The organism is Acidocella sp. C78, from assembly GCF_907164655.1.
In genome coordinates this window covers 46,254-69,154 of sequence record NZ_CAJQZK010000002.1, presented here as the reverse complement: position 1 = coordinate 69,154, position 22,901 = coordinate 46,254, and the positions used below count along the sequence as shown (strand labels likewise).

Below are 22,901 nucleotides of genomic sequence, written 5' to 3'. Positions count from 1 at the left end.
GTTCTACCCTCTCAGACCGTCGCCGGCATCGGCGTCGAGCGTGGGAATGCGCCGGTGCATCAGCAGGATGAGCGCCAGCCCGACCGAGACTTCCGCGGCGGCGAGCGTGAGCACGAGGATGAACATGATCTGCCCGTCCGGCGAGGCCCAGCGGGCGCCGGCGACGATGAAGGCGACGCCGGCCGCGTTCAGCATCACCTCGAGCGACATCAGCATGAACAGCAGGTTGCGGCGGACCAGCACGCCGACGAGGCCGAGCGCGAAAAGGATCGCGGCGAGCAGCAGACCCTGGTCGAGCGGAACCGTCGCCATCGCGCTACTCCGGTCCCATGATCGAGCGGCCGAGATGAAACGCCGCGACCAGCCCGGCGAGCAGCAGGAACGAGGCCAGCTCGACCGCGAGCATGTAGGGGCCGACCAGCGCGACGCCGACCGCATGCGGGCCGATCACCGCGGCGGCGGGCCGCGGCAGGCCGCCGGAGAGGGCGACACCGCCGAGTTCGATGGCCAGCAGCAGGGCCAGGATCGACGGGCCGATCCAGGTTGCGGGGCGAAGCCAGCTGCTTTCGAGCCGGGCCGCCGCCTCGCCGATGTTCAGCATCATGATGACGAAGACGAACAGCACCATGATGGCGCCGGCATAGATGATGACTTCGAGCGCCGCGGCGAAGGGCGCGCCGAGCACGAAGAACACGAGCGCGACGGCGAGCAGCGAGACCGTGAGATAGAGCAGCCCGTGCACCGCGGACGGGCGGGTGATCATCATCGCCGTCGCGACGACCGCGATGATCGCGGAGATGACGAAGGTGGCGTTCATGATCCGTTATGCCTTCCCCTCCCGTCGCGGTTCATGGCAGCAGGCTGCGCGTGTCGATCGGCTTGCGCTCGCGCGCGGCCTCGCCCTTGTCCTTGCCCGGGATCGCGAGGCCGGACACGCGGTAGAAATTGTAGTCGGGATACTTGCCGGTGCCGCTGATCAGCAGGTGCTCCTTCTCGTAGACGAGGTTCTGCCGGTCGTATTCGCTCATCTCGAAATCCGGGGTGAGCTGGATCGCGTAGGTCGGGCAGGCCTCCTCGCAGAAGCCGCAGAAGATGCAGCGGGAGAAATTGATGCGGAAGAATTCGGGATACCAGCGCCCCTCGGCTTCGGTTTTCTGCAGGCTGATGCAGTCGACCGGGCAGGCGACCGCGCAGAGATAGCAGGAGACGCAGCGTTCCTCGCCGTCCGGGTCGCGGGTGAGCACGATCCGGCCGCGATAGCGCGGCGCGAGATAGGGCATCTCGTCGGGATACGACACCGTCACGTTGCGCTGGAACAAATGCAGGAACGTGTACCAGAGCGTGACCAGCGAACTCAGCATGACCCCCTCCCCTTCATGCGGCCGGCCCGGCGAGCATCAGCGCGCCGGTGACGAGAATGTTCAGCAAGGTGAGCGGCAGCAGGATTTTCCAGCCGAACGCCATGAACTGATCGTAGCGCGGGCGCGGCAGGGCGGCGCGCAGCAGGATGAAGAAGGCGACGAAAAACCCGGTCTTGATCGCGAACCAGAGAAACGGCGGCAGCAGCGGGCCATACCAGCCGCCGAGGAACAGCACCGTCGTCATCGCCGAGACGACGATGATGCCGATATATTCGCCGACGAAGAACATGCCGAACTTCATGCCGGAATACTCGGTGTGGAACCCGGCGCCGAGTTCGTTCTCGCCCTCGGGCAAATCGAACGGAAGGCGATGGGTTTCGGCGATGCCGCCGAGGAAGAAGACGACGAAGCCGATGAATTGCGGCACCACGTACCAGAGATGCCGCTGGCTGTGGACGACATCGGTCAGGTTGAACGAGCCCGCGAGCATCACCACGCCCACCAGCGACAGCCCCATGAAGACCTCGTAGCTGACCATCTGGGCGGCGGCGCGCATGCCGCCGAGAAGCGAGAACTTGTTGTTCGACGACCATCCGGCGAGCACCACCGAGTAGACGCCGAGCCCGCTCATCGCGAGAAAGAACAGCAGGCCGACATTGAGATTGCCGATGATGCCGATCATCGGCGTCGCCGGAACAACGGCGATGGCGAGCATCACCGTGACCATCGAGATCGCCGGGGCGATGACGAAAATGACCGGGTCGGCGAAGGGGGGAATCCAATCCTGCTTGAAAAGCAGCTTGATCCCGTCGGCGACGACCTGGAGCACGCCGAAGGGGCCGGCGCGGTTGGGGCCGTAACGGTCCTGCCAGAAGCCGAGCAGGCGGCGCTCGATCCAGGTCAGCAGGCCAGCCGCCGCCATCAGCACCGCGAGGCCGATCACGACGTTCAGCAGGCCGATGACGATCTCGTTGCCGTGGGTCATGACACCTTCGGCTCCGCCGGGCGCAGCCGCAGCCATGCGGGCACGGCGTGCGCCGTCTGCGCGAGGCCGGCGAGACCCACGACCCCGCGCGGCAGGGCGGGATCGATCTCGACCGCCAGATCCTCCCGCGCATCGCCGATCGCGCAGGAAACAGGCTGGCCGGCGGCGACGCCGAGCGAGGCTGCGTCCGCGGCGTTGAGGACGAGCGCGGGTGGTGCCGCGCGGTCACGGATCGCCGGGGCGCGGCCGGCCTGTTCATCGTCATTGAAGACGCGGGGCAGCAGGACCGCGCGCCACTCGTCCAGCCGCGGGGAGAACGCGGCGGGGATCGTTGCGTCGTAGCGAAGCGTGGCGTCCGGCCGCGCTTCGAGCAGGCGCACGCCGGGATCGCCGCCCTTGAGCGGGCCGTCGATTTCCGCCTGGAAGCGGTTGAGCGACTGCACCGAGTTCCAGCCCGGCGCCCAGAACACCGGGCGCAGGGCCGGCGGGATGGTGCCGTGATGGCCTTCCATCGTCGCGCTGAAGGGCGAGTCCGCCGGGACGGGCGGCATCGGTTCATGGACGCTGCGCCCGGCATCGATCGCGGTGCGGCCGGAATAGCGCCGGGTTTCGCTGGCGATGCGGGAGCCGACGACCCGGAAATCCGCCGGCGGCGCGACAGCAGGCAGGCCGGCGAAACGCGGCATCGCCGCCGCCAGGGCCGCGGCAATGGCCTCGATCGTGGTCAGGCCCTCGCAGGCGTCGAGACCCGCCGTGCGGGCGGCGGCGACAAGCCAGCGCCAGGATTCGGCGATGCCGTCTTCGGCGATGATCGGCGGGTAGAAGCGCTGCGCCCGCCCCTCGGCGCTGACCAGGGTGCCTTCGGCCTCGGCGAAGCTCGCGGCGGGCAGGACGAGATCGGCGCGGCGCGTGGTGGGGCTGTCGGAATGGTCGAGCACCACGAGGCGCGCGGCGGCGAGCCCGGCCTCGATCGCCGCCGCCGGCGCGCGGCGGTCGAGGTCGTTCTCGATCACGATGACGAGGGATGCCCGCCGCGCCAGCGCGGTTTCGACACTGGCCTCCCCCGCCGCCATCAGGGCGAGGCCGAGGCTGTTGCATTCGGGAACGTTCAGCAGCAGCGCCGGCGTCTTGCCGCGGGCGCGCAGGGCGGCGGCGATGTTGGCGGCGGCGCGGATGATGCTCTCCTCGCCGCTCTCGACGCCGGAGACGACGAGCGGGTTCGGCGCGGCGAGCAGCGCCTCGGCGATCTCGCGCGCGGCGGCGGCGAGGTCTTCGGTGATATCGGGAACATCCGGTGCCGCGGGGTCGATCCGGGCGGCCACCGCGAAGCCGAGCCGCGCGATGTCGTCCGGCGCGGCGCGGAGGGCGCGCTGGGCGATGTCGTCCAGCCGTGTCGAGGCGGGGGTGGCGATAAACACGGGGCTTCGCGTGTCGCCGGCGTGATTGCGCACGCCGGTATCCTGCCAGACGGGAATTTTCACCGCCGCCGCCCGCGCGATGCCGGCGCCGCGCGAAGCCTGACGGATGGAGAGCGCCGCGCGCGGGGCGGCGTTGGGCAGGTCCGAGCCGAGAACAAGCACCGTATCCGCCGTCTCCATCTCGCGCAGCGAGGGGACATGCACGGCGCCCGAGCCGAGAATATCGGCGACGAGGCGCAACAGGCGCGCCTCCCCGCGCTGACGCCGGGGTAGAAATTCCGGTCGCCGACGAGCTGGCGCAAAACGTGGTTCGATTCCAGCGAGGCGCGCGGCGAGCCGATGCCGATGACGGTGCCGCCGGCGCGCAGCAGGTCGGCGAGCCGGGCGATCGCGTCGTCGCGGTCGATCGCCGCCAGGCTTCCATCATCGCCGCGCCCCATCGCCGCGCGCAGACGGTCGGGTTGGTTGACGAAGCCATAGCCGAAGCGCCCGCGATCGCAGAGGAAATAGGTATTGACCGCGCCGTTGTAGCGATTGACGATCCGGCGCAGGCGATCCGCGCGGGCATTGGCGATGGTGTTGCAGCCAAGGCCGCAATGGGCGCAGATCGAGGGCGCGCCCCGCATGTCCCATTTGCGGACGTAATGGGCGGAAAACGTCTTGTCGGTAAACACGCCGGTCGGGCAGATCTCGATGAGATTGCCGCTGAACTCGCTCTCCAGCGCGCCATCGGCGTGGCGGCCGAAATAGACGTGATCATGGGCGGCGAAAACATCGATATCCCGGCCGCCGGCATAGTCGCGATAGAAGCGTGAACAGCGGTAACAGGCGATGCAGCGGTTCATCTCGTGCTTGATGAACGGCCCGAGATCCTGGTTGCGATGGGTGCGCTTGGTGAAGCGGTAGCGGCGATAGGTGTGGCCGGTCATCACCGTCATGTCCTGCAGGTGGCATTCGCCGCCCTCTTCGCAGACCGGACAGTCATGCGGGTGGTTGACCATCAGCCACTCGATCACGCTGGCGCGGAAAGCGACAACCTCGGGATCGGCGATCGAGAAGCGCGCGCCCTCCGGCACCGGGGTCATGCAGGCCATCACCATGCGGCCGGTCTGGTCGTCCGGCCCGTCATACTGCTTGACCGCGCATTGCCGGCAGGCGCCGACCGAATCGAGCGCCGGGTGCCAGCAGAAATACGGCAGGTCGAGCCCGGCGCCGAGGCAGGCCTGGAGCAGGTTTTCATCGGGCTTCGCGGTCAGGGTCTTGCCGTCCACCTCGAAGGTCGTCATGCCCAGCCCTCCGCCGTGTCGTGCCAGGGGCAGCGCCCTTCACTGACATGTCGTTCGAATTCCTCACGGAAGAATTTCAGGCCGCTGCGCAGCGGCGCCATCGCGCCGGGGGCGAGATCGCAGAAGGTGCGGCCGGGGCCGAGGAAGTCGACATGGTGGGCGAGCAGCTCGATGTCATCCGCCGCGCCCTCGCCGGCTTCCAGCGCCGCGAGAATGCGCTCGACCCAGGGCAGCCCGTCGCGGCAGGGGGTGCACCAGCCGCAGGATTCCTGGGCGAAGAAATGCTCGATGTTGCGCAGCAGGCCGACCGGGCAGCGCCTCTGGTCCAGCACCAGGATGTTGGCGGTGCCGAGCCAGCTGCCGATCTTGCCGACGGAGTCGAAATCCATCGGGACGTCGAAAGTCTCGCGCATGATGAACGCGGTCGACGCGCCGCCGGGCAGCACCGCGCGCGCCTCGTAGCCCTCGCGCATGCCGCCGGCATGCTCCTCGATGATCTCGTTGAGCGGCGTGCCCACCGGCAGTTCCCACAGACCCGGGCGCTTGACCCGGCCGCTGACGCCGTAGAGCTTGGTGCCGCCTTCGGTCGCGCTACGGCTCAGGCCGAGAAACCAGTCCGCGCCGCGCTCGATGATCGAGGGCACGCAGCACAGCGTTTCGACATTGTTGACGACGGTCGGCTTGCCCCACAGGCCGCTGGTCGTCGAGCGCGGCGGGCGGGTGCGCGGCACGGCGCGCTTGCCCTCCAGCGCGGAAAACAACGCGCTGGCCTCGCCGCAGATATAGCGCCCGCCGCTGCCATGGACGTGGATGGTGAGCGAGAAGCCGGAGCCCAGGATGTCGGCGCCCAGATAGCCGCGCGCCTCGGCCTCGGCCACGGCGCGGGAGAGCCGCTCCATCGCCAGCACGTATTCGCCGCGGACGAAGATATAGGCGGTCTCGGCCTGAACCGCGAAGGCGCCGATGATGATCCCCTCGATCATCAGATGCGGCGCGGCTTCGAGCAGGAGACGGTCCTTGAAGCTGCCGGGCTCCATCTCGTCGGCATTGATGATGAGGTAGCGGTGGCGCGGCGCATCCTCGCCGTGCTGCACGCCTTCCCATTTGCGGCCGGCGGGGAAGCCCGCGCCGCCGCGGCCGCGCACCTTCGCCCGCTTGACCTCCTCGACGACGCGTTCCGGCGACATGCCGAAGGCCTTGCGCATCGCCGCATAGCCGCCGGCGCGCTCGTAGCCGGCGATGTCGAGCGGCTGGCGGCCGGGCTGGATGTATGAAGTGAGCGGTCTGTCCACCATCGCCATCACCTGTATTGCTCCAGGATCGCGTCGATCCGCTCGGGGGTGAGGTCGCCGTGCAGGTCGTCGCCGATCATCATCGCCGGGGCGCGGTCACAGCAGCCGAGGCAGACGATCGGCAGAAGGGTAAAGCGGCCGTCCGGCGTGGTTTCCCCCGGCTCGATGCCGAGGCGCTGGCGCAGCAGGTTGCGCGCGGCGGTGGCGCCCATCACCCAGCAGGCCACGCTGTCGCACAGCAGAATGACATGCCGGCCCACCGGGCGGCGGAAGATCAGGTTGTAGAAGGTGGCGACGCCATCAAGCTCGGCGGGCGTCATGTCGAGAAGGGCGGCCACTTCGGCGAGATGGTCGTCGGAGACATGGCCGTGGCGCTTCTGCACCGCCTTCAGCGCGTCGATCCCGGCGGCGCGCGGGGTTTCGGACTCCCGCCTGAGAGTGGCGATCGTCTCGCGCAGGGCGGGATCGAGCGGCGCCGATGCCGGATCGTGTTCAGCGGTCGACATCGGCCATCACGAAATCGATGCTGCCGATGATCGCGATCAGATCGGCGACATAGGCGCCGCGGCTGATCAGCGGGATCATCTGCAGATGGGGAAAGGAGGGGGTGCGGATGCGGGTGCGGTAGGAGACGGTGTCGCCATCGGCGACCAGGTAATAGCCGTTGATGCCCTTGGTCGCCTCGATGCTGACCATCGCCTCGCCCGGCGGCAGAACGGGCCCCCAGCTGACATTGAGGAAATGGGTGATGAGGGTTTCGATGTCCTGCATCGTCCGCTCCTTGAGCGGCGGCGTCGTCAGCCGGTGGTCGGACTTGTAGGGCCGGGCGGCATGTTGTTGAGGCACTGGCGGATGATGCGCAGGCTCTGGCGGATTTCCTCGATATGGACGACCACGCGGTCGTAACAGTCGCCGTTGTGGCAGATCGGAATGTCGAACTCGAGCTGGTCGTATCCCGAATAGGGGCGCTCGCGGCGATAGTCCCAGCCAAGGCCGCAGGCGCGCAGCCCGGGGCCGGTCACGCCCCAGTCCAGCGCCTCCTCCAGCGTGTAGGCGCCAACGCCGATCGTGCGCGCCTTGAAGAGGCGGTTTCGCATGACGAGCTTGTCGTATTCATCGAGCCGCTTCGACTGGTAGTCGAGATAGTCGCGGATCATCCGGTCCCAGCCCTGCGGCAGATCCGCCGCGACACCGCCGATGCGGAACCAGGCCGGATGCATGCGGAAGCCGCAGATCGCCTCGATGATCTGGAACACCCGCTCGCGGTCGGAGAACATGTAGAAGACCGGCGAAAGCTGGCCGACATCCTGCGACATGGTGCCGTAGAAAACGAGATGGCTCGCGATGCGGAACAGCTCGGCGAGCATGATGCGGATCATCTGCGCGCGGGAGGGCACCTCGATCCCGGCGAGGCGCTCGACCGCCATCACGTAGGGGAAGTTGTTCATCACGCCGCCGAGATAGTCGATGCGGTCGGTATAGGGGATGTAGGTGTGCCAGGACTGGCGCTCGGCCATCTTCTCGGCGCCGCGATGATGAAAGCCGATCTCGGGCACGGCGTCGACGATTTCCTCGCCCTCGAGCTGGAGGATGATGCGGAACACGCCGTGGACGCTCGGATGGTTGGGGCCGAGATTGAGGAACATGAAGTCGGAGTTCTCGCTGTGCCGCTTCATGCCCCAGGCCTCGGGGTTGAAGCGCAGCGCCTCCTGTTCGGCGCGCTCCTTCTCCTCGGTGAGGATGTAGGGGCCCATTTCGGTGGCACGGGCGATATAGTCCTTGCGCAGCGGATGCCCGGTCCAGGTCGGCGGCGTGAGGATGCGGAACAGGGTCGGGTGGCCGGCGAAGCCGATGCCGAACATGTCCCAGACCTCGCGCTCATACCAGTTGGCGTTGGGCCAGATATCCGCGATGCTTCTCACCTCCAGCGCGCCCTCGGCGAGCGGCACCTTGATGCGCACATCGTCGTTCCGCTCGAAGGAGACGAGATGATAGACGAGGGTGAAATCGGCTTTCGGCAGGCCGTCGCGATGGACGCGCTGGCGTTCGTCGATCGCGGTGAGGTCATAGAGCATCTGGAACCGCTGCGCTGCGCCCTCGCGCAGGTGCCGGATCACGGCGTGCAGGATGTCGCGATCGATCCAGATGGTCGGGATTTGGTCGGCGGTCTGTTGCAGGGTGAACGCGATCGGCCCGAGCGTGCGGACCAGGTCGGACACGATGCGCTGTTCGGCCTCTGTGGCGGGGATGCTGTTGAATTCCGTCAGCATCCCGCCCTCCCTACACGCTGTCCGGCGTGGGGAGGCTGCCGGCCGCTTGCCTCTCCTGGTGTTTGAGATCGCGGAAGCTGGGCCGCTCGATCTTCTCGGCGCCGTTGGGCCCGATCATCCAGCTCAGCGGCCGGCGTTCGGAGCCGATCGAATTCTGCAACAGCGTCAGCCCTTCAAGCAGCGCGTCCGGCCGCGGCGGGCAGCCGGGCACGTAGACATCGACGGGCAGGAAGCTGTCAGCGCCCTGAACGACGGCGTAGATGTCATACATCCCGCCCGAATTGGCGCAGGCGCCCATCGAGATCACCCAGCGCGGCTCCAGCATCTGGTCGTAGAGATACTTGATGACGGGCGCCATCTTCACGAAGACGGTGCCGGAGATGACGATCAGGTCGGCCTCGCGCGGGGTGGCGCGCAGCACTTCCGAGCCGAACCGGGCGATGTCGAACTTGCTGGTGAAGGCCGTCGCCATCTCGACATAGCAGCAGGAGAGGCCGAAATTGAACGGCCAGATCGAATATTTCCGCCCCCAGGCCACCATGTCCTCCAGCCGGCCGAGGGCGACGTTGCGGCGCACGGCGTCGGTGAAGGTGCCGCCGCCGGGGGATGCGGCGGGCGGATGGCCGGCGGCGCCGAGGCCGCGGAGCAGCGGCGCCGTCGTGGAAGCCTGTTGTCCCGTTCCGCCTTTGCCGAAGGTGAACCGCATCGCCTCAGCGCCCCCGCGCCCTGGCAAGCCGCCGCGGCCTCGGCCCCCATTCCAGCGCCCCCGCGCGCCACAGATAGACGAGCGCGGCAAGCAGCGCGAGAACGAAGACCGCGATCACGCAATAGCCGGTCCATCCCGCTTCATGAACGGCGGTGGCCCACGCATAGAGATACGCCGCTTCAAGATCGAAGATCACGAAGAACATCGCAATCAGATAGAACTGCACGGGCAGCCGGAAGCGGGCGTAGCCCACGGTGACGATGCCGGATTCAAAGGGCTCGCTGGTGGCCCGCTTCAGGTGCCGCTGACCAAGAAAGTGGGACACCCCGATCATGCCCGCGACCAGCACGACCACGCAACAGGTATACAGCAGCATTACCCAATAATGGGCTGAATACTCCATAGTCGACGTCCTTCCCACCAGCAGCGCGGACACCGCGAAAAACGATGCCAACCGCAAAACGACAGGACTATTAGTTTCTTAACTGACACTACTCACTTGCCGTCTGTCAAGAAGACTTTCATCAATGGGAATATTCAAATTTCCAACGGCATGAAAATCAATATGTTATCGCCCCGTGCGACGGACAAACGGCAAGAGGCGAATGAAGCGCATCACGGCGGAGGGCGCCCGTCGCCCCGCGGCGAACCCGAAACGCATGACGCCTGCCCGACATGTCCGCCGCCGCCCGAGCCGGAGATAATTGTTTTTTCTGGAGCGCTTTCCGATCCATCCGGATCGGATGGAGTGCTCTATGGCATTGATAAATAGAGCATCAATCATCGCGCGGATGGATAACAATACCGAGGCCGATCCGGAGTCCCGTTCCGCTGGCCCGGCATTGTCTTCGAGCATAGTCATCCTGAGCGAGCGTGACAGCCTTGCCATTCACCCGGATGAAAGGCCCTTCGACTGGCTGAACCTGAAACATGGCGATCGATTTTTTATTGATCGAAACATCCTTTATTATGTTTGAACTGAAAGACATATCCACCATGAATCGACAGGTGGTTTCAGAAATATTTTTTATATTTATTCTGTATTTATTTGTATTGCTTTGATCGAATGAAATTGAAAAGTTTTTCTGTTTTTGATTTTCGCTATTGATCATATGAATCAACTGACCTGGCTCAAGATTTCTATAATTTTTTATCTGCTTGAAATAATACATACTTCTCTGATTGTAGTAATTTTTATTCGAAAATAAATATATATGATTATCATAAGTATATTTGGCGGCAAGGACAATGATTGCCGCTGAAAAACAGCCCGACAGGAGCCCGAGCAACAACCACTCCGACCGTTTGAAAAACTCCATGACCCAGCCTGCTTTTCGTAGGTTTTCAGTTCACCGCCGAGTCGCTTATCGTCTAATCATGAATATATAATTAATAATGTTATCAAACAATTTGATAAAATTCATAAATAAAAATCGATACCGTAAATCGAAACAAAAGAAGCCCCGACCAAGGCCGGGGCATTAGTTTGGAACAGGGAAAAAAACGTCTGGGAGAAACGTCTGTCTCGTCAATACAATGCTTTCACGGTTCCCCGACATGATCTGGATCAACAGGCGACGAAATTCGGCTTGGAGCATCTTTATCCCGCGCGGTCGTCATCGCTGGCCGGCCCCTTGGAGGCCCTGAGCAGCATGCCAAACAAGTCTCGCGGTTCGTCGGGATCGGCCAGCATGTCGAGTTCGTCGTAAAGCCCCGTTCCCGCCAGCAATGAGCGGACATAGCGCAGCGCCGAAAAATCCTCCGTCGCAAAGCCGACCGAGTCGAACACCGTGATCTGTCTCGCATCCCGCCGCCCCTCGGCCGTCCCGCAAATCACCTCCCAAAGTTCCGTGACCGGATGATCCGCGGGAAGTTGCTGAATTTCCCCCTCGATACGGGTCTGTGGCATGTATTCGACAAATATATCCGAACGCAGCAAAATATCCCGATGCAGTTCGGTTTTTCCAGGACAGTCACCGCCGACCGCATTGATATGAACTCCCGAGCCAACCATGTTGTCGCTCAGAGCCCGAATCTGAATGGTAGTGCGACTATCGGTGACGGGCGATTTTTCGTGTGAGCAGGCGGATATGGGCGAGGAAGAGCCATGCGGTGGCGCTGGTAACGGTGGCCTCGAAATCCCTTGCGAGACGTCGGCATCTGCCGAGCCAGGCGAAGGTTCTTTCTACCACCCAGCGCCGCGGCAGGAGTTCAAACCCGCTCGCGGCGTCGGAGCGCTTTACGATCTGTATGGTCCATTTGCCGATTTTGGCGAGGCGTCCATTGAGTTTAGGACCGGCATAACCGCCGTCAGCGAATATGTGCCGCAACCAGGGATACAGGGATTTGACGGATTTGAGCACGTCGGGCGCCCCGTCGCGGTCCTGAATACCGGCATGATGAACGACGGCACCGACGAGGTGGCCGATTGTATCTGTGATGATGTGGCGCTTGCGGCCCTTGATCTTCTTTCCGGCATCGAACCCGCGCGGCCCGCCGGCTTCGGTGGTCTTGACCGACTGACTGTCGATCACACCGGCTGTGGGCGAAGCCTCGCGTCCGGCCATTTCCCGCGCCTGCATGACTAGGACGTGATTGATGCGATCGAACGTGCCGTCACGACAGAAGCGGTAGAAATACCCCTGCACGGTGGTGAACGGAGCGAATTCCTTCGGGATCTGGCGCCACTGACAGCCGGTTGCCAGCATGTAGAAGATGGCCTCCACAATCCTTCGAAGCGCCACCCTTCGGGGTCGGCCTCGATGCTGCGGAGCGGGCATGAACGGCTCGATCATGGCCCATTCAGCGTCGGTGAGGTCGCTTGCGTAGCGCAATCCGGCCCGGCAATATCGTCGCCGAGCGATTTCAGTCCAGGTCATCGTGTCTCCGTCCGTCTTCGCAAACGAACTGAATCACAACTTACTGAAATCGCTCAACTATCTTTTTCGGTCCGGCTCTCAGAATCGTGGCGTATTGCTTGTCCGCCGTGACCGTTGTGATGATATCCGCGCCGGACACCGCCTCTTCCGCCGACCGGCAGGGCGTTACGTCGATATCGAATCCAGACAGGTTGCGCATGCATTTGCGCGTCGCGGCCGCATCGATGTCGAACAGCCGGAGCTGGCGGAGTCCAAGCAGGCTGCGGAACGCGATCGCCTGAAATTCCGACTGCGCGCCATTGCCGATAATGGCCATGCATCGGGCGTCCCGCGGGGCGAGCCGCCTTGCCGCGACCGCGGAGGTCGCCGCGGTCCGCAGCGCCGTGAGGAGTGTCATTTCCGAAAGCAGAACGGGATAACCGGTCCCGACATCGGCGAGAACCCCGAAAGCGGTGACCGTCTGCCGCCCCTCGCGCATGTTCTTCGGATGGCCGTTGACGTATTTGAACCCGTAGGTCCGGCCATCGCTGGTGGGCATCAGTTCAATCACCCCCTCGGGACTGTGCGATGCGACGCGGGGGGTCTTGTCGAAGCTCGGCCAGCGTCGGAAATCATCCTCGATCTGAGCGGCCAGCCCGGTGATGAACTGTTCAACGCCGTGGCGCAGCACCAGCTTCATCATGTTGTCGACATTCACGAACGGCACGATGTTCAATCTCGGATTCATCCGGCGTAACTCCTTGTCGGGGTATCCAGCACCCGCCGGCCGAGAAGGCTGGCGAGCAGGTCAACCATCAGAACGGCGGTGCGTCCGCGTTCATCGAGGAACGGGTTGAGTTCGACGAGATCGACACTGCCGACGAGGCCGCAGTCATGCAGCATTTCCATGACGAGATGCGCCTCGCGGACCGTCGCCCCGCCAGGCACCGTCGTCCCCACGCCCGGCGCAATCCCGGGGTCGAGAAAATCGACATCGAGACTCACATGCAGGTGCCCGCCCGCCGCCGCCACCCGCCCCAGAAACGCGCGGAGCAATGGCGCAATGCCGTGCTCGTCGATCGCCCGCATATCGTGAACGGTCATGCCGGCAGATTCGATCACCCGCCGCTCCGCCGGATCGACGCTGCGGATGCCGAGCATGCAGACATTCGCGGGGTCGACGATGGCCGGCTGCGGCGGGAAGAACCCCTCGAACCCCGGCTGCCCGGTCGCATAGGCCATCGGCACGCCGTGCAAGTTGCCGCTTCTGGTCGTCTCCAGAGTATGCAGGTCCGGGTGGGCATCCAGCCACAGCACGAAAAACGTCTTCCGCCACTCCGTCACCCTGCGGCAAAGCCCGGTCAGCGATCCCGCGGCAAGGCTGTGATCGCCGCCGAGGCAAACCGGAAACACATCGGGCGAATCGAACGCGGCATAGGCCGCATCGGCCAGGGCCGACGTCCAGCCCACAACCGCCGGCAACTCCCGGATCGCGCGATTGCCATGAGGCGCCGGCCGGGCCGGCGCAGGGGCGACATTGCCCAGATCCTCCACGGCATGGCCGAGTTCGGCGATCGCCCTGGCGATCCCGGCCGCCCGGAAGGCGCTTGGCCCCATATCGCAGCCAGGTCGTCCCGCCCCGTCCTGAACCGGGGCGCCAATCAGCCGGCATCGCTTTTGCTGCGCCATCACACCCCCGCGATCAATCTGCATCCATCCTCCAAGGGAACTACGGAACGATGGCGGAGGTGAGCCGAATTATTGATAAAAATGACTACCTGTTTTGCCAGTTTGCCTGATATTTTTGATCAGAATGCGGAACCCCTCCATGGAACAGCCCGTCTCTCTCGATGACAGACTCATCACCCTGTTGCGCCACAATGGCAGGCGAAGCATTTCCGACCTCGCCCTCGCGCTGGGCGTCTCGCGCGCCACGGTTCGCGCCCGGATCGAACGGCTGGAGCGTGGCGGGGTGATCATCGGCTACACGGTCGTGCTGCGTGCCGATACGGTCGCGGCCCCCGTGCGGGGGATCATGCTGATCGAGGTCGAGGGGCGCGCCGCGGACCAGGTCGTCCGCGCCCTCGGCGGCTTTCCCGAAATCATCGAGATCCACACCACGAACGGCAAATGGGATCTCATCGTCGAACTCGCCGCCCCAAGCCTCGCCGATCTCGACGCGACTCTGCGGCGGATCAGGCTGATCCCCGGCATAACCGGCAGCGAAACCAACCTGCTCCTCGCCACCCCGCGCAGCGCGCGGGCGAGGCTTTAGAGCATCATCCATCCAGCGCCGGAAGCTCGACGCGCCGGATATCCCGCTGCGATGCCCGGCCGCGCGCCGGGGCGGTCACCGCAGTGCGAACCTCGCCCGCTCAGTCCGCCTTGTCCGGCCCGTCGATATGAGGAACAACCGCGCTTCCACTGCGCGACGAGCGTGACGCGGCCTCGATCACGGCCATCACCGCCAGCGCAGCGCCCGGCGGCACCGGGCCATCGCCGCCGCCGGGCAAAGCGTCGCGCAGTTCGGCGTAATACCTGCGATGATCTCCGGCCGGAACGGGAATGTCCCGAATCGTGCCGGATGGGTCGAAATGCAGCATGGCATCGGGATCTTCGCCCCATCCTGTCGCCCCCGGCCGCATGCCTGCCCGCAGCTGGTCTTCCTGGATATCGGCGAAACGTTTGACCAGCGTTCCCTTGTCGCCATGCGCGACGAAGCGGTGCCCGCCGCCGCACGCCAGCATTCCGGCATGCAGAATCACCCGCCGCGGGCCATAATCGAGAATCACATGCACCCAGTCCTCAACCACGGCGCCCTTCCGCTGGGCGGCGAAATTGGCCTGCACGCGGTGCGGCATCCCGAAAAGGCAAAGCGCCTGATCGACGAGATGAGGGCCGAGATCGAGCCATAATCCGGCCCCCGGAACGGCCTGCTCCCGCCAGCGCGGCCGCACCTGCGGACGGAACCGGTCGATATGGGATTCGAAATGGCGGACTTCGCCGATCAGCCCATCCGCGATGGCCTTGCGAACCGCCAGAAAATCGCTGTCCCAGCGCCGGTTCTGGAAAACGGAAACAATCCGGCCGGCACGCCGCGCGGCCGCGACGACGGCGCGCGCGTCCGCGAGGTCCAGCGTGAAGGGCTTGTCGACAACAACGTGTTTCCCGCTCGCCAGCGCCGCTTCGGCGAGAGGACGATGCGTCTCGTTGGGCGAGGCCAGAACGACCAGATCGATGTCGTCGCGATTGATCAGCGCGAGCGGGTCGGCCTCCACCGCCAGGCCTGGCAGATCGGCGTGAACCCTCGCCGCATCGCGCGAGGCGATCGCGGTCAGCCGATAGCCCCCGGTTGCCGATATCAGCGGCGCGTGGAATGTGCGGCCGGCATAGCCATAGCCGATCAGGCCGACACGAATTTCGCCACCTCCCGCCATCATGTGCCCGACCGGGTGCCGGACCTCATGCGATCTTCGGGATCGTGACGCCGATCATGTCACCCGCCGTGACGATCGACGCCAGCCTCTCCTCGTCCCAGCCATCGGTTCCTTCAGGGCGCCGCGGCAGAACCATCCACCGGTAATCGGCCGTGGAGTCGACAATGCGAAGCTTCACGCCGGCCGGAACGATCGTCCCCCATTCCGCCAGCAACCCGCGCGGATCGCGCACGGCGCGGGCGCGGTAGGACGCCGACTTGAACCAGAACGGCGGATAGCCCAGAACCGCCCGCGGGTAGCAGCTGCACAGCGTGCAGACGACGAGATGATGCACCGACCCGTCGTTCTCGACGACGCCGAGCGGCGGCGCGCCCCGCATGACCACCCCCAGCTCCTCCACCGCACGGGTTCCGTCCCCGAGAAGGCGCTGGCGGAACAGGGGATCAACCCAGGCGCGCGCGACGATGCCCCCCCCCTGGGCCGGGCTCGCCGCCTCGGTAATCGCGATCCGGTCGGCGATCTCGGCCGGCGAAACGATGGATTTCTCCGCCAGGATATCGCGGATGGCGACGAGAAGCCGCTCGGCGGAAACGCGCAGCAGGTCGTCCGGCGCGCTCATGCTCTCTCCAGCCAGGTTTCGTAAATCTCGATGAGGATCTCGTCGTCTCCCTGCCCCTCGGGCCATATCGCCTGCCGCGGAAAGGCGACATGGTAAAGCGCGAGGTCGCGCGCCGGCCGGGCGAAGGCCAGATCCTCCGGATTGGGAAACCGCCCGAGATAGGCGCGGATCTCACCCGGCATGCCGCGAACGTAGTGCGGCGTGCGTATGTGCACGGCCCCGCCTGTCTCCGGCCAGTCATCCCGCACGCGAACAGGGTCGCCGGCGGAGAACAGGCTCATGCCGCCGCCAGGGCGCGGCGCAACTCCGCCTCGGTGACGACGCCGCGCCGCAGCAGATTATCGGCGATCGAGCGGATCCAGCGCTGATAATACCCCAGAGCGTGATACTCCGGTTCGGGAATCGCCTCGATCCCGCGGCGCAGTTCATCGACGCTCATCAACCCCTTCAGGCTGAGCAACTGCCGCAGCGCATCGACCTCGCGATCGAAATCGGTCAGCACATGAGGCTCGGTATCGACGCCGGAGCACATGAACGCCGAAACACCGCCCAGATCGTGATGCGCCCGTGGCCGGTTTTCCGGCAACCGCCCGCTCGTCGATGTTTCGCTGTCCTCGGTCATGGAAACAGTCTAGCGCAGGACCACCGCAGCACAAGCCACCACCGCGGCCTGACCGCACGCCGCGCCGCGGATCAGCCTGAACACGATTTCGAGTGGGATGGTGGGCGCACAAGGACTCGAACCTTGGACCCGCTGATTAAGAGTCAGCTGCTCTACCAACTGAGCTATGCGCCCATCACACATGATCGTCCGCGTCGCACCGCGTCGACAGAGGCCGTCTAGCAAGATCGGCCCGGTCTGTGAAGAGGCCGATCCACCACTTGATCAATCGGCGGATATGGCGAATTAGAAACAGGATCGGCCATGCAGGCTCCCGCAATGCACAGAACAGGTAGAATCCGATGCCGCACTCAAGGAAAATGACTTTCCGACGCGCCCCGCTCTGGACCGCAGCAACGATGATCGCTGTGCTGGCTGGCGTGTTCGGCGTCGAGGCCGCCTTCGGCCAGGGTTCCGGCGGCTATGTTCCCGCCCCGACCGCGGCGCCGCCGGGAGCGTTTCCTGCCATGCCGAAACCGAATACCAGCGGGATGAGCCAGGCGCAGATCGCCGAAGTGCAGCGCGGAGAATATCTCACCGCCGCGGCCGACTGCATGCCCTGTCACACGGCCCCCGGCGCGAAGCCCTTTTCGGGCGGGCTGTCCTTCGTAACCCCCTTCGGCACGATCTATTCACCGAACATCACGCCCGCGAAAGCCACCGGAATCGGCAAGTGGACGCAAGCGCAGTTCTACGATGCCCTGCATTACGGCATTTCACCCGGCAGCTCGCTCGGCGTGTTTCCGAAATATCTCTACCCGGCGATGCCCTACACGTCCTACGCCAAGCTGACGAAGCCGGACGTGACAGCCATCAAGGCCTATCTCGACGCGATCCCGGCGGTCGATGCGCCGCATGTGCCGAACAGGCTCGGTTTTCCGTTCAACATCCGGGCGATGCTGCTCGGCTGGCGGATCATGTTCTTCAGCACCGCGCCGGTCCACTACAGGAAGGACTGGTCGCCCGCGGTGCGCAAGGGCGCCTATCTCGCCGAAGCGCTCGGCCATTGCAGCGAGTGCCATTCGCCGCGCAACCTGCTCTTCGCCATCAAGTCCGGAGACACGCTGGCCGGCGCGCAGATCCTCGGCGAACCCTGGTATGCGCCGAACATCTCCTCCTCGAAACCCTACGGCGTCGGCGGCTGGAGCCGCAGCGACCTGGTCGATTACCTGCATGAGGGCGGCAACATGAACCGTGGCTCGGCATTCGGGCCGATGCAGTCGGTCGTGAATTACAGCCTGAGCCAGCTACCGCGTCAGGATATCGACGATCTCGCCGCCTACCTCCAGACAGCGACGCCGCCGCGCGAGAACCCGGTGAGGAAGGTGGCGCTCGCCCCCGGCGAGCTCGCCCAGGGCAAGACGCTCTACGATCAAAACTGCGCCGCCTGCCACCAGGCGGACGGCAAGGGCGTGAAGGATGTCTTCCCCAACCTCGCGGGCAACGATTCCGTCACCAACGGACCGTCCGACAACGTGATCGGCGTCGTCCTCGGCGGCATGATTCCCTGGCACGTCAACGGCCCCGCGATGCCCGCCTTCGGATCGATCCTGAATGACGCCCAGATCGCCGCGATCGCGAATTACGTCCGCACCGCCTGGGGCAACAAGGGTGTTACCGATGCCAACGCCGCCAAGGTGCTGGCGATCCGCGACTCGGCGCCGCCACACGACATCGCTCTGGCGGATGCCGACTATCTCGACCTTCCGCCGATCGCCTCCGCCGCCGCGCGCAAGATGAACTGCCCGCTGCTGACGCCGGATCTGGTGTCTCCCGGCCACGGCGTGATGGACATGATGCAGGGCGCGACCCCCGCCACCCTCGGCAACCGCACCCGCCTGCTGATCGCCGCGATCCGCAAGGCCTATCCGGGCATCAGCGCGCAGCGCATGTCGGAATTCCTGATGACGGCGTATTGTCCGGTGGTCGCGCAGGAGAGCGGGCTGTCGCTGTCGCAGAAAAAGGCGGCGCTGAAACGGTTCCTCGCCGATGCGGCGAAGATCGACACGGCCGCGCACAAGGGGAGCTGAGGCCATCCGACCGCCGCTTCCCACCCGAACCCTCCGGGGTGCGGCAATCCTGCCGCATCTCGCGGCGCTCGCGCGCCTGCGGATCGAGGTCTTCCGCGCCTGGCCCTATCTTTACGACGGCGACGAGGCCTATGAACGCGATTATGTCGCGACCTACGCCGCGAGCGAGCGCGCCGCGATCGTGATCGCGAGCGATGGCGAGACCATCGTCGGCGCCTCCACCTGCCTGCCGCTCTCCGACGAGGACGAGCCGATGCAGGCGCCCTTCCGCGCTGCCGGGATCGACCCCGCCTCGGTCTTCTATTTCGGCGAGTCGGTGCTGCTGCCGGCCTATCGCGGCCGGGGCATCGGCGTCGGCTTCTTCCGTGAGCGCGAGGCGCATGCGCGGTCGGTTTCCGACGCCGCTTACGCCGCCTTCTGCGCCGTGATCCGCGACGAGGCCGATCGGCGCCGCCCGGCGGACGCCACCACGCTCGACGCGTTCTGGCGCAAGCGCGGATATGCGCCGGTGCCCGATCTCGTCTGCAGGATGCGCTGGCGCGAGCGCGGCGGCGCGGGCGAGGTGGAAAACCGGCTGCAAGTGTGGATGAAGCCACTGGGCGGCGCCTGACCATGCGGCTCGCCCTCTCCCCCTTCCCGATCCGCCGCCCGCAGGGTCTCGATGATTTTCTCTCGGCGGTCGAGCGCCTCGTTCACGACGCGAAAGCCGGCGGCGCCGATCTGCTCGTTCTGCCGGAATACGCCTCGATGGCGCTCGCCGGCGCCTTTGTCGCGGCGCCGGACGTTGCGGCCGAGCTGGATGCCGTGGTCAGCCGCGCCGAGGCGCTGGTGGCCGGGTTCCGCGCCCTCGCCCGCGCGCACGGCCTGTTGTTCCTGCCCGGCTCGGTGCCGATGCGCGGCGTCGACGGCAAGATCCGCAACAGGGCGCCACTGATCGACGGGAACGGCCGCATGGCCTTCCAGGACAAGCGGGTCATGACGCGCTTCGAATCCGAACGCTGGGGGATCGCGCCAGGCGCCTCCCCCTCCGTATTCGAGACCGATTTCGGCCGGCTTGGCATCGCCATCTGTTACGATTCCGAGTTCCCGCAACTGACGCGCGCGCAAGTGCTGGCCGGCGCGGAGACGATCCTGGTGCCGGCCTGCACCGACTCGCTGCACGGCTTCAACCGGGTGCGCCTGTCGGCTCGCGCGCGGGCGCTGGAGAATCAGTGCTTTACCGCCGTTGCCCCAACCACCGGGACCGCCTCCTGGTCGGCCGCTCTCGATGAAAATCGCGGTTACGCCTGCGTTTTCGGGCCGGTTGATCGCGGGTTCCCCGAGGATGGGCTGCTCGCCCGCGGCGCGCTGGATGCGCCGGACCTGCTCTTCGCGACGCTCGATCCCGCCCGCCTCGCGGAAACGCGCGCCGACCCCGCGGTCCGAAACCGGACCGACTGGCCGGACGATCCGGCGCCCGCCCCGGTCGTCCGGCTGACATGACGCGGATCTACGTCGTTGCCGGCGAAGCGAGCGGCGATGTGCTGGGCGCGCGGCTGATCGCCGCGATGCGCGCGCAGGCCGGCAACATCGAGGTCGCCGGCATCGGCGGCGCGCGGATGGCGGAGCAGGGCGTCGCGTCCCTGTTCCCGATGCAGGAACTGGCGCTCATGGGGCTTGCCGAGGTGCTGCCCAAGATCGTCCGGCTGCGCCGGCGTCTCGATCAGGCCGTGGCGGATATCGAAGCGAGGCGGCCGGATATCGTCGTCACCATCGACAGTCCAGGCTTCACGCTCCGCCTGCTGCGCCGGATCGCGCCGCTCGGTCTGCGCCGCGTGCAGTACGTCGCCCCCCAGGTCTGGGCCTGGCGACAAGGGCGGGTCCGGCATTTCCCCGGCCTGTGGGACAGGCTGCTTTGTCTTCTCCCGTTCGAGCCGGATTTCTTCGCGCCGCATGGGTTGAACCCGGTCTTTGTCGGCCATCCGGTTCTCGAATCCGGCGCCGGCGCCGGCGATGCGGCGCGGTTTCGCGCGCGGTTCGACCTTGCCGAAACCGCGCGGCCGCTGATCCTCATGCCCGGCAGCCGCCGCACCGAAACATCCCGGCTGATGCCGGTTTTCGGCGCGACGGTGGAACGTCTGCACGCGCGGTTTCCCGGTCTCGTGCCGGTGCTCGCCGCGGCGCCGGCGCTGGCGGGCGAATTGCAGGCCGAGGCCGCCGGCTGGTCGCGCCCGCCGCTCATCGTCACCGATATCGCCGACCGATACGACGCCTTCGCCGCGGCCGCCGCCGCCCTGACCAAATCCGGCACCTCGACGCTGGAACTCGCCCTCGCCGGCGTGCCGATGGCCGTAACCTACCGGGTCAACCCGATCAGCGCCTTTCTGGTCCGGCGACTGGTCAAGGTGAAGCACGCAGCGATGATCAACCTGCTCGCCGCCGACGCGCTGGTTCCCGAACTGTTGCAGGAAACATGCACCCCCGACCGGCTCGCGGCTGAAATCGGCTCGCTGCTTGGCAATCCGGCGCTGGCCGCGGCACAGCGCGCCGGATTCGCGACCGCGCTTGCAACCCTCGCGGCCCCCGGTGCATCCGCCCCCAGCGAAGCCGCGGCGGCGCGTGTGCTCGAGCTGCTCTGACGGGCGGGCCCGCGTCACGAAAACAGGAAAAGGCCCGGATCTGATCCGGGCCTTTCACGATATCACGTCACCGGTCACCGCAGCGCGAAAGCGCCGCAGCCAGTTACTTGATCTTCGCTTCCTTGAACGTGACATGCTTGCGCGCGACCGGATCATATTTCCGGAACTCGAGCTTGCCCGTCTGCGCCTTGGCGTTCTTCTTCGTCACGTAGAAGAAGCCGGTGTCGGCGGTGGAAACCAGTTTGATCTGAACAGTGTTCGTCTTGGCCATGCGTATTCTCCGATCGCGCCGATATGATCGACCTTGCCCGCCCGGTCAACCCCCGGCGCGAATATCTGGGAGCAGCGGCCGGATCAACGCGGCGCGATAGGCTGCCGGATCGTCGATCAGCGCCCTGGCCGCCCGCTCATAGCCACTCGCCCGATCGCCGCCGGGCAGGATTCGCGCAGCGCCAGCACCTCGGCAAGCGGCATCGGCGCCCGCGAGGCGCGGGTCTCGGCAAGCGGCTTGCGCAGAAGGTCATCGCCGCGCCTCAGCGCCGCGATCTGATTCGCCAGCATGTCGGTGCCGAGGCTGGTGCACACCTGCGGAAACACGCCGAGGCTCTGCAACGGCCAGCCGCGCGGCGCGATCATCCGGCTCCAGGTCACGAACAATTCTCCCCCGCCCGGCAATTCGGCGACGCTCTGCACCAGCCCCTTGCCAAGCGTCGCGCTGCCCAGAACGACGCCGCGATCATTGTCCGCGATCGCGGCGAGAACACCTCGGCGGCGCTTGCGGTGCTGCCATCGACCAGCACGACGACCGGCAAACCCGCGCGATATCGGCCCCCTCGGCATGCCAGACCTTGTTGGCGACAGGGTCCCGGCCGATCGTGCGGATGATGGTGCCCCGCGACAGCAGCGTGTCCAGGCTGAGCACCGACTGACGCAGCACGCCGCCGCGATTGCCGCGCAGGTCGATGACGATTCCCTTCGGCGCCGGCTGCGCCTGCACGAGATGCGCGAGCATGGCCGCGAATTGCTGCGCCGTGCCGTGATCGAACCCCGCCACGCGAATATAGCCGATCCCATCGTCGATCTGGCCGCTGACGCTCTGCGTCGGCACGAGGGCGCGGTCCAGCGTGATGGTCTGCGGCAGGCTGTTCCCCGGCCGTATCGTCAGATCGACAGTACTGCCGATCGGACCGGCGAGGTCCATTTGCGACTGGCCGACGGGCTGACCGGCCGTCTCCCGCCCATCGATCGCGAGCAGCTGCATGCCGGGAGCGACCCCGGCCCGGTCGGCCGGGCTTGAAGGTGTGACCCCGGTGATCACGACAAGCCCGTTCTGGCGCGCCAGGCTCATGCCGACCCCGCC

General features: G+C 65.8%; 25 protein-coding genes, 1 tRNA gene and 3 pseudogenes. 5 read left to right on the top strand and 24 right to left on the bottom strand.

All coding sequences use genetic code 11. The features are described 5' to 3' along the window. Nucleotides 1-3: 3 nt before the first annotated feature. From nuoK to rocF, 16 genes and pseudogenes are all read right to left on the bottom strand, one after another. Nucleotides 4-312: an NADH-quinone oxidoreductase subunit NuoK gene (nuoK, locus tag ACIDOCELLA78_RS99200; RefSeq protein ID WP_174502903.1), complete on the bottom strand. Its 309-nt coding sequence runs from the start codon at nt 310-312 to the stop codon at nt 4-6. A gap of 4 nt (nt 313-316) precedes the next feature. Continuing rightward, a complete protein-coding gene (nuoJ, locus tag ACIDOCELLA78_RS99195; RefSeq protein ID WP_201727737.1) occupies nt 317-817 on the bottom strand; it encodes an NADH-quinone oxidoreductase subunit J in 501 nt (166 codons plus the stop codon). A 31-nt stretch (nt 818-848) separates the two neighbouring features. Then, the gene (gene nuoI / locus ACIDOCELLA78_RS99190) at nt 849-1,361 is read right to left on the bottom strand and encodes an NADH-quinone oxidoreductase subunit NuoI (RefSeq protein WP_007423370.1); all 513 of its coding nucleotides are present in this window, start codon (nt 1,359-1,361) and stop codon (nt 849-851) included. A 13-nt stretch (nt 1,362-1,374) separates the two neighbouring features. Beyond that, nucleotides 1,375-2,346 carry an NADH-quinone oxidoreductase subunit NuoH gene (gene nuoH, locus ACIDOCELLA78_RS99185; protein WP_201727736.1) on the bottom strand — a complete coding sequence of 324 codons (972 nt, stop codon included), beginning with the start codon at nt 2,344-2,346 and terminating at the stop codon, nt 1,375-1,377. Beyond that, nucleotides 2,343-3,668: a molybdopterin-dependent oxidoreductase gene (locus ACIDOCELLA78_RS99180; protein ID WP_374223221.1), complete on the bottom strand. Its 1,326-nt coding sequence runs from the start codon at nt 3,666-3,668 to the stop codon at nt 2,343-2,345. The genes nuoH and ACIDOCELLA78_RS99180 overlap by 4 nt, the downstream gene beginning before the upstream one ends. A gap of 155 nt (nt 3,669-3,823) precedes the next feature. Beyond that, nucleotides 3,824-5,050 carry an NADH-quinone oxidoreductase subunit NuoG gene (nuoG, locus tag ACIDOCELLA78_RS99175; protein ID WP_249675040.1) on the bottom strand — a complete coding sequence of 409 codons (1,227 nt, stop codon included), beginning with the start codon at nt 5,048-5,050 and terminating at the stop codon, nt 3,824-3,826. Continuing rightward, entirely contained in the window at nt 5,047-6,351 is a 1,305-nt protein-coding gene (locus ACIDOCELLA78_RS99170; RefSeq protein ID WP_201727735.1) for an NADH-quinone oxidoreductase subunit F, read from the bottom strand. The genes nuoG and ACIDOCELLA78_RS99170 overlap by 4 nt, the downstream gene beginning before the upstream one ends. Then, the gene (gene nuoE / locus ACIDOCELLA78_RS99165) at nt 6,351-6,848 is read right to left on the bottom strand and encodes an NADH-quinone oxidoreductase subunit NuoE (RefSeq protein WP_201727734.1); all 498 of its coding nucleotides are present in this window, start codon (nt 6,846-6,848) and stop codon (nt 6,351-6,353) included. Before nuoE ends, ACIDOCELLA78_RS99170 begins: the two co-directional genes overlap by 1 nt. Further along, nucleotides 6,835-8,612, bottom strand: a pseudogene (gene nuoC / locus ACIDOCELLA78_RS99160) (NADH-quinone oxidoreductase subunit C/D). Before nuoC ends, nuoE begins: the two are co-directional and overlap by 14 nt. A 10-nt stretch (nt 8,613-8,622) precedes the next feature. Further along, on the bottom strand, nt 8,623-9,318 hold the full coding sequence (locus ACIDOCELLA78_RS99155) for an NADH-quinone oxidoreductase subunit B (protein WP_201727733.1): 696 nt from the start codon (nt 9,316-9,318) through the stop codon (nt 8,623-8,625). Nucleotides 9,319-9,322: 4 nt separating this feature from the next. Then, a complete protein-coding gene (locus ACIDOCELLA78_RS99150) occupies nt 9,323-9,721 on the bottom strand; it encodes an NADH-quinone oxidoreductase subunit A (RefSeq protein WP_201727732.1) in 399 nt (132 codons plus the stop codon). Between the two features lie 373 nt (nt 9,722-10,094). Further along, the gene (locus tag ACIDOCELLA78_RS99145) at nt 10,095-10,637 is read right to left on the bottom strand and encodes a hypothetical protein (RefSeq protein ID WP_201727731.1); all 543 of its coding nucleotides are present in this window, start codon (nt 10,635-10,637) and stop codon (nt 10,095-10,097) included. A gap of 281 nt (nt 10,638-10,918) precedes the next feature. Next, nucleotides 10,919-11,344 (bottom strand): annotated as a pseudogene (locus ACIDOCELLA78_RS99140) (ornithine cyclodeaminase); the annotation flags it as partial. Between the two features lie 25 nt (nt 11,345-11,369). Then, nucleotides 11,370-12,197, bottom strand: coding sequence for an IS5 family transposase (locus tag ACIDOCELLA78_RS99135; protein WP_201727504.1), 828 nt, complete (start codon nt 12,195-12,197; stop codon nt 11,370-11,372). A gap of 79 nt (nt 12,198-12,276) precedes the next feature. After that, a pseudogene (locus tag ACIDOCELLA78_RS99130) lies at nt 12,277-12,924 on the bottom strand (ornithine cyclodeaminase); the annotation flags it as partial. Beyond that, a complete protein-coding gene (gene rocF / locus ACIDOCELLA78_RS99125) occupies nt 12,921-13,889 on the bottom strand; it encodes an arginase (protein ID WP_249675038.1) in 969 nt (322 codons plus the stop codon). The pseudogene ACIDOCELLA78_RS99130 and the gene rocF, both read right to left, overlap by 4 nt. Before the next feature lie 115 nt (nt 13,890-14,004). Between rocF and ACIDOCELLA78_RS99120 the strand changes: the two genes are divergently transcribed. Then, nucleotides 14,005-14,451: an Lrp/AsnC family transcriptional regulator gene (locus ACIDOCELLA78_RS99120; RefSeq protein ID WP_201727730.1), complete on the top strand. Its 447-nt coding sequence runs from the start codon at nt 14,005-14,007 to the stop codon at nt 14,449-14,451. Nucleotides 14,452-14,551: 100 nt separating this feature from the next. On the opposite strand, the gene ACIDOCELLA78_RS99115 is transcribed toward ACIDOCELLA78_RS99120, so the two are convergent. The 5 genes from ACIDOCELLA78_RS99115 to ACIDOCELLA78_RS99095 form a co-directional block, all read right to left on the bottom strand. Further along, a complete protein-coding gene (locus ACIDOCELLA78_RS99115) occupies nt 14,552-15,616 on the bottom strand; it encodes an oxidoreductase (protein WP_201727729.1) in 1,065 nt (354 codons plus the stop codon). A gap of 22 nt (nt 15,617-15,638) precedes the next feature. After that, complete coding sequence (locus ACIDOCELLA78_RS99110) at nt 15,639-16,232, bottom strand: nitrile hydratase subunit alpha (RefSeq protein WP_201727728.1); 594 nt, start codon at nt 16,230-16,232, stop codon at nt 15,639-15,641. Continuing rightward, entirely contained in the window at nt 16,229-16,513 is a 285-nt protein-coding gene (locus ACIDOCELLA78_RS99105) for an SH3-like domain-containing protein (protein ID WP_201727727.1), read from the bottom strand. Before ACIDOCELLA78_RS99105 ends, ACIDOCELLA78_RS99110 begins: the two co-directional genes overlap by 4 nt. After that, the gene (locus tag ACIDOCELLA78_RS99100) at nt 16,510-16,854 is read right to left on the bottom strand and encodes an SH3-like domain-containing protein (protein WP_201727726.1); all 345 of its coding nucleotides are present in this window, start codon (nt 16,852-16,854) and stop codon (nt 16,510-16,512) included. The genes ACIDOCELLA78_RS99105 and ACIDOCELLA78_RS99100 overlap by 4 nt, the downstream gene beginning before the upstream one ends. A 98-nt stretch (nt 16,855-16,952) precedes the next feature. Beyond that, nucleotides 16,953-17,028 (bottom strand) — tRNA-Lys (locus ACIDOCELLA78_RS99095). Between the two features lie 185 nt (nt 17,029-17,213). Here ACIDOCELLA78_RS99095 and ACIDOCELLA78_RS99090 point away from each other — a divergent pair. From ACIDOCELLA78_RS99090 to lpxB, 4 genes are read left to right on the top strand one after another with little or no spacing between them, the layout of a single operon-like run. Then, entirely contained in the window at nt 17,214-18,923 is a 1,710-nt protein-coding gene (locus tag ACIDOCELLA78_RS99090; RefSeq protein WP_249675030.1) for a cytochrome c, read from the top strand. Continuing rightward, nucleotides 18,883-19,533: a GNAT family N-acetyltransferase gene (locus ACIDOCELLA78_RS99085; protein ID WP_249675028.1), complete on the top strand. Its 651-nt coding sequence runs from the start codon at nt 18,883-18,885 to the stop codon at nt 19,531-19,533. The genes ACIDOCELLA78_RS99090 and ACIDOCELLA78_RS99085 overlap by 41 nt, the downstream gene beginning before the upstream one ends. Further along, nucleotides 19,530-20,405: a carbon-nitrogen hydrolase family protein gene (locus tag ACIDOCELLA78_RS99080; protein ID WP_201727812.1), complete on the top strand. Its 876-nt coding sequence runs from the start codon at nt 19,530-19,532 to the stop codon at nt 20,403-20,405. The genes ACIDOCELLA78_RS99085 and ACIDOCELLA78_RS99080 overlap by 4 nt, the downstream gene beginning before the upstream one ends. Beyond that, nucleotides 20,402-21,541 carry a lipid-A-disaccharide synthase gene (lpxB, locus tag ACIDOCELLA78_RS99075; protein ID WP_201727724.1) on the top strand — a complete coding sequence of 380 codons (1,140 nt, stop codon included), beginning with the start codon at nt 20,402-20,404 and terminating at the stop codon, nt 21,539-21,541. The genes ACIDOCELLA78_RS99080 and lpxB overlap by 4 nt, the downstream gene beginning before the upstream one ends. 103 nt (nt 21,542-21,644) lie before the next feature. On the opposite strand, the gene rpmG is transcribed toward lpxB, so the two are convergent. The 3 genes from rpmG to ACIDOCELLA78_RS99060 form a co-directional block, all read right to left on the bottom strand. Further along, nucleotides 21,645-21,812, bottom strand: coding sequence for a 50S ribosomal protein L33 (gene rpmG, locus ACIDOCELLA78_RS99070; protein ID WP_007424241.1), 168 nt, complete (start codon nt 21,810-21,812; stop codon nt 21,645-21,647). Between the two features lie 116 nt (nt 21,813-21,928). Then, a complete protein-coding gene (locus ACIDOCELLA78_RS99065; RefSeq protein ID WP_283770808.1) occupies nt 21,929-22,381 on the bottom strand; it encodes a S41 family peptidase in 453 nt (150 codons plus the stop codon). Further along, the gene (locus ACIDOCELLA78_RS99060; protein WP_283770807.1) at nt 22,278-22,889 is read right to left on the bottom strand and encodes a S41 family peptidase; all 612 of its coding nucleotides are present in this window, start codon (nt 22,887-22,889) and stop codon (nt 22,278-22,280) included. The genes ACIDOCELLA78_RS99065 and ACIDOCELLA78_RS99060 overlap by 104 nt, the downstream gene beginning before the upstream one ends. Nucleotides 22,890-22,901: the final 12 nt, after the last annotated feature.

Bases quoted from the DNA above. Each gene is read 5' to 3' on its own strand.
- nuoK (WP_174502903.1), bottom strand. From the start codon at position 312: ATGGCGACGGTTCCGCTCGACCAGGGTCTGCTGCTCGCCGCGATCCTT.
- nuoJ (WP_201727737.1), bottom strand. From the start codon at position 817: ATGAACGCCACCTTCGTCATCTCCGCGATCATCGCGGTCGTCGCGACG.
- nuoI (WP_007423370.1), bottom strand. From the start codon at position 1,361: ATGCTGAGTTCGCTGGTCACGCTCTGGTACACGTTCCTGCATTTGTTC.
- nuoH (WP_201727736.1), bottom strand. From the start codon at position 2,346: ATGACCCACGGCAACGAGATCGTCATCGGCCTGCTGAACGTCGTGATC.
- nuoG (WP_249675040.1), bottom strand. From the start codon at position 5,050: ATGACGACCTTCGAGGTGGACGGCAAGACCCTGACCGCGAAGCCCGAT.
- ACIDOCELLA78_RS99170 (WP_201727735.1), bottom strand. From the start codon at position 6,351: ATGGCGATGGTGGACAGACCGCTCACTTCATACATCCAGCCCGGCCGC.
- nuoE (WP_201727734.1), bottom strand. From the start codon at position 6,848: ATGTCGACCGCTGAACACGATCCGGCATCGGCGCCGCTCGATCCCGCC.
- ACIDOCELLA78_RS99155 (WP_201727733.1), bottom strand. From the start codon at position 9,318: ATGCGGTTCACCTTCGGCAAAGGCGGAACGGGACAACAGGCTTCCACG.
- ACIDOCELLA78_RS99150 (WP_201727732.1), bottom strand. From the start codon at position 9,721: ATGGAGTATTCAGCCCATTATTGGGTAATGCTGCTGTATACCTGTTGC.
- ACIDOCELLA78_RS99145 (WP_201727731.1), bottom strand. From the start codon at position 10,637: ATGGAGTTTTTCAAACGGTCGGAGTGGTTGTTGCTCGGGCTCCTGTCG.
- ACIDOCELLA78_RS99135 (WP_201727504.1), bottom strand. From the start codon at position 12,197: ATGACCTGGACTGAAATCGCTCGGCGACGATATTGCCGGGCCGGATTG.
- rocF (WP_249675038.1), bottom strand. From the start codon at position 13,889: ATGCAGATTGATCGCGGGGGTGTGATGGCGCAGCAAAAGCGATGCCGG.
- ACIDOCELLA78_RS99120 (WP_201727730.1), top strand. From the start codon at position 14,005: ATGGAACAGCCCGTCTCTCTCGATGACAGACTCATCACCCTGTTGCGC.
- ACIDOCELLA78_RS99115 (WP_201727729.1), bottom strand. From the start codon at position 15,616: ATGATGGCGGGAGGTGGCGAAATTCGTGTCGGCCTGATCGGCTATGGC.
- ACIDOCELLA78_RS99110 (WP_201727728.1), bottom strand. From the start codon at position 16,232: ATGAGCGCGCCGGACGACCTGCTGCGCGTTTCCGCCGAGCGGCTTCTC.
- ACIDOCELLA78_RS99105 (WP_201727727.1), bottom strand. From the start codon at position 16,513: ATGAGCCTGTTCTCCGCCGGCGACCCTGTTCGCGTGCGGGATGACTGG.
- ACIDOCELLA78_RS99100 (WP_201727726.1), bottom strand. From the start codon at position 16,854: ATGACCGAGGACAGCGAAACATCGACGAGCGGGCGGTTGCCGGAAAAC.
- ACIDOCELLA78_RS99090 (WP_249675030.1), top strand. From the start codon at position 17,214: ATGACTTTCCGACGCGCCCCGCTCTGGACCGCAGCAACGATGATCGCT.
- ACIDOCELLA78_RS99085 (WP_249675028.1), top strand. From the start codon at position 18,883: ATGCGGCGAAGATCGACACGGCCGCGCACAAGGGGAGCTGAGGCCATC.
- lpxB (WP_201727724.1), top strand. From the start codon at position 20,402: ATGACGCGGATCTACGTCGTTGCCGGCGAAGCGAGCGGCGATGTGCTG.
- rpmG (WP_007424241.1), bottom strand. From the start codon at position 21,812: ATGGCCAAGACGAACACTGTTCAGATCAAACTGGTTTCCACCGCCGAC.
- ACIDOCELLA78_RS99065 (WP_283770808.1), bottom strand. From the start codon at position 22,381: ATGCCGAGGGGGCCGATATCGCGCGGGTTTGCCGGTCGTCGTGCTGGT.
- ACIDOCELLA78_RS99060 (WP_283770807.1), bottom strand. From the start codon at position 22,889: ATGAGCCTGGCGCGCCAGAACGGGCTTGTCGTGATCACCGGGGTCACA.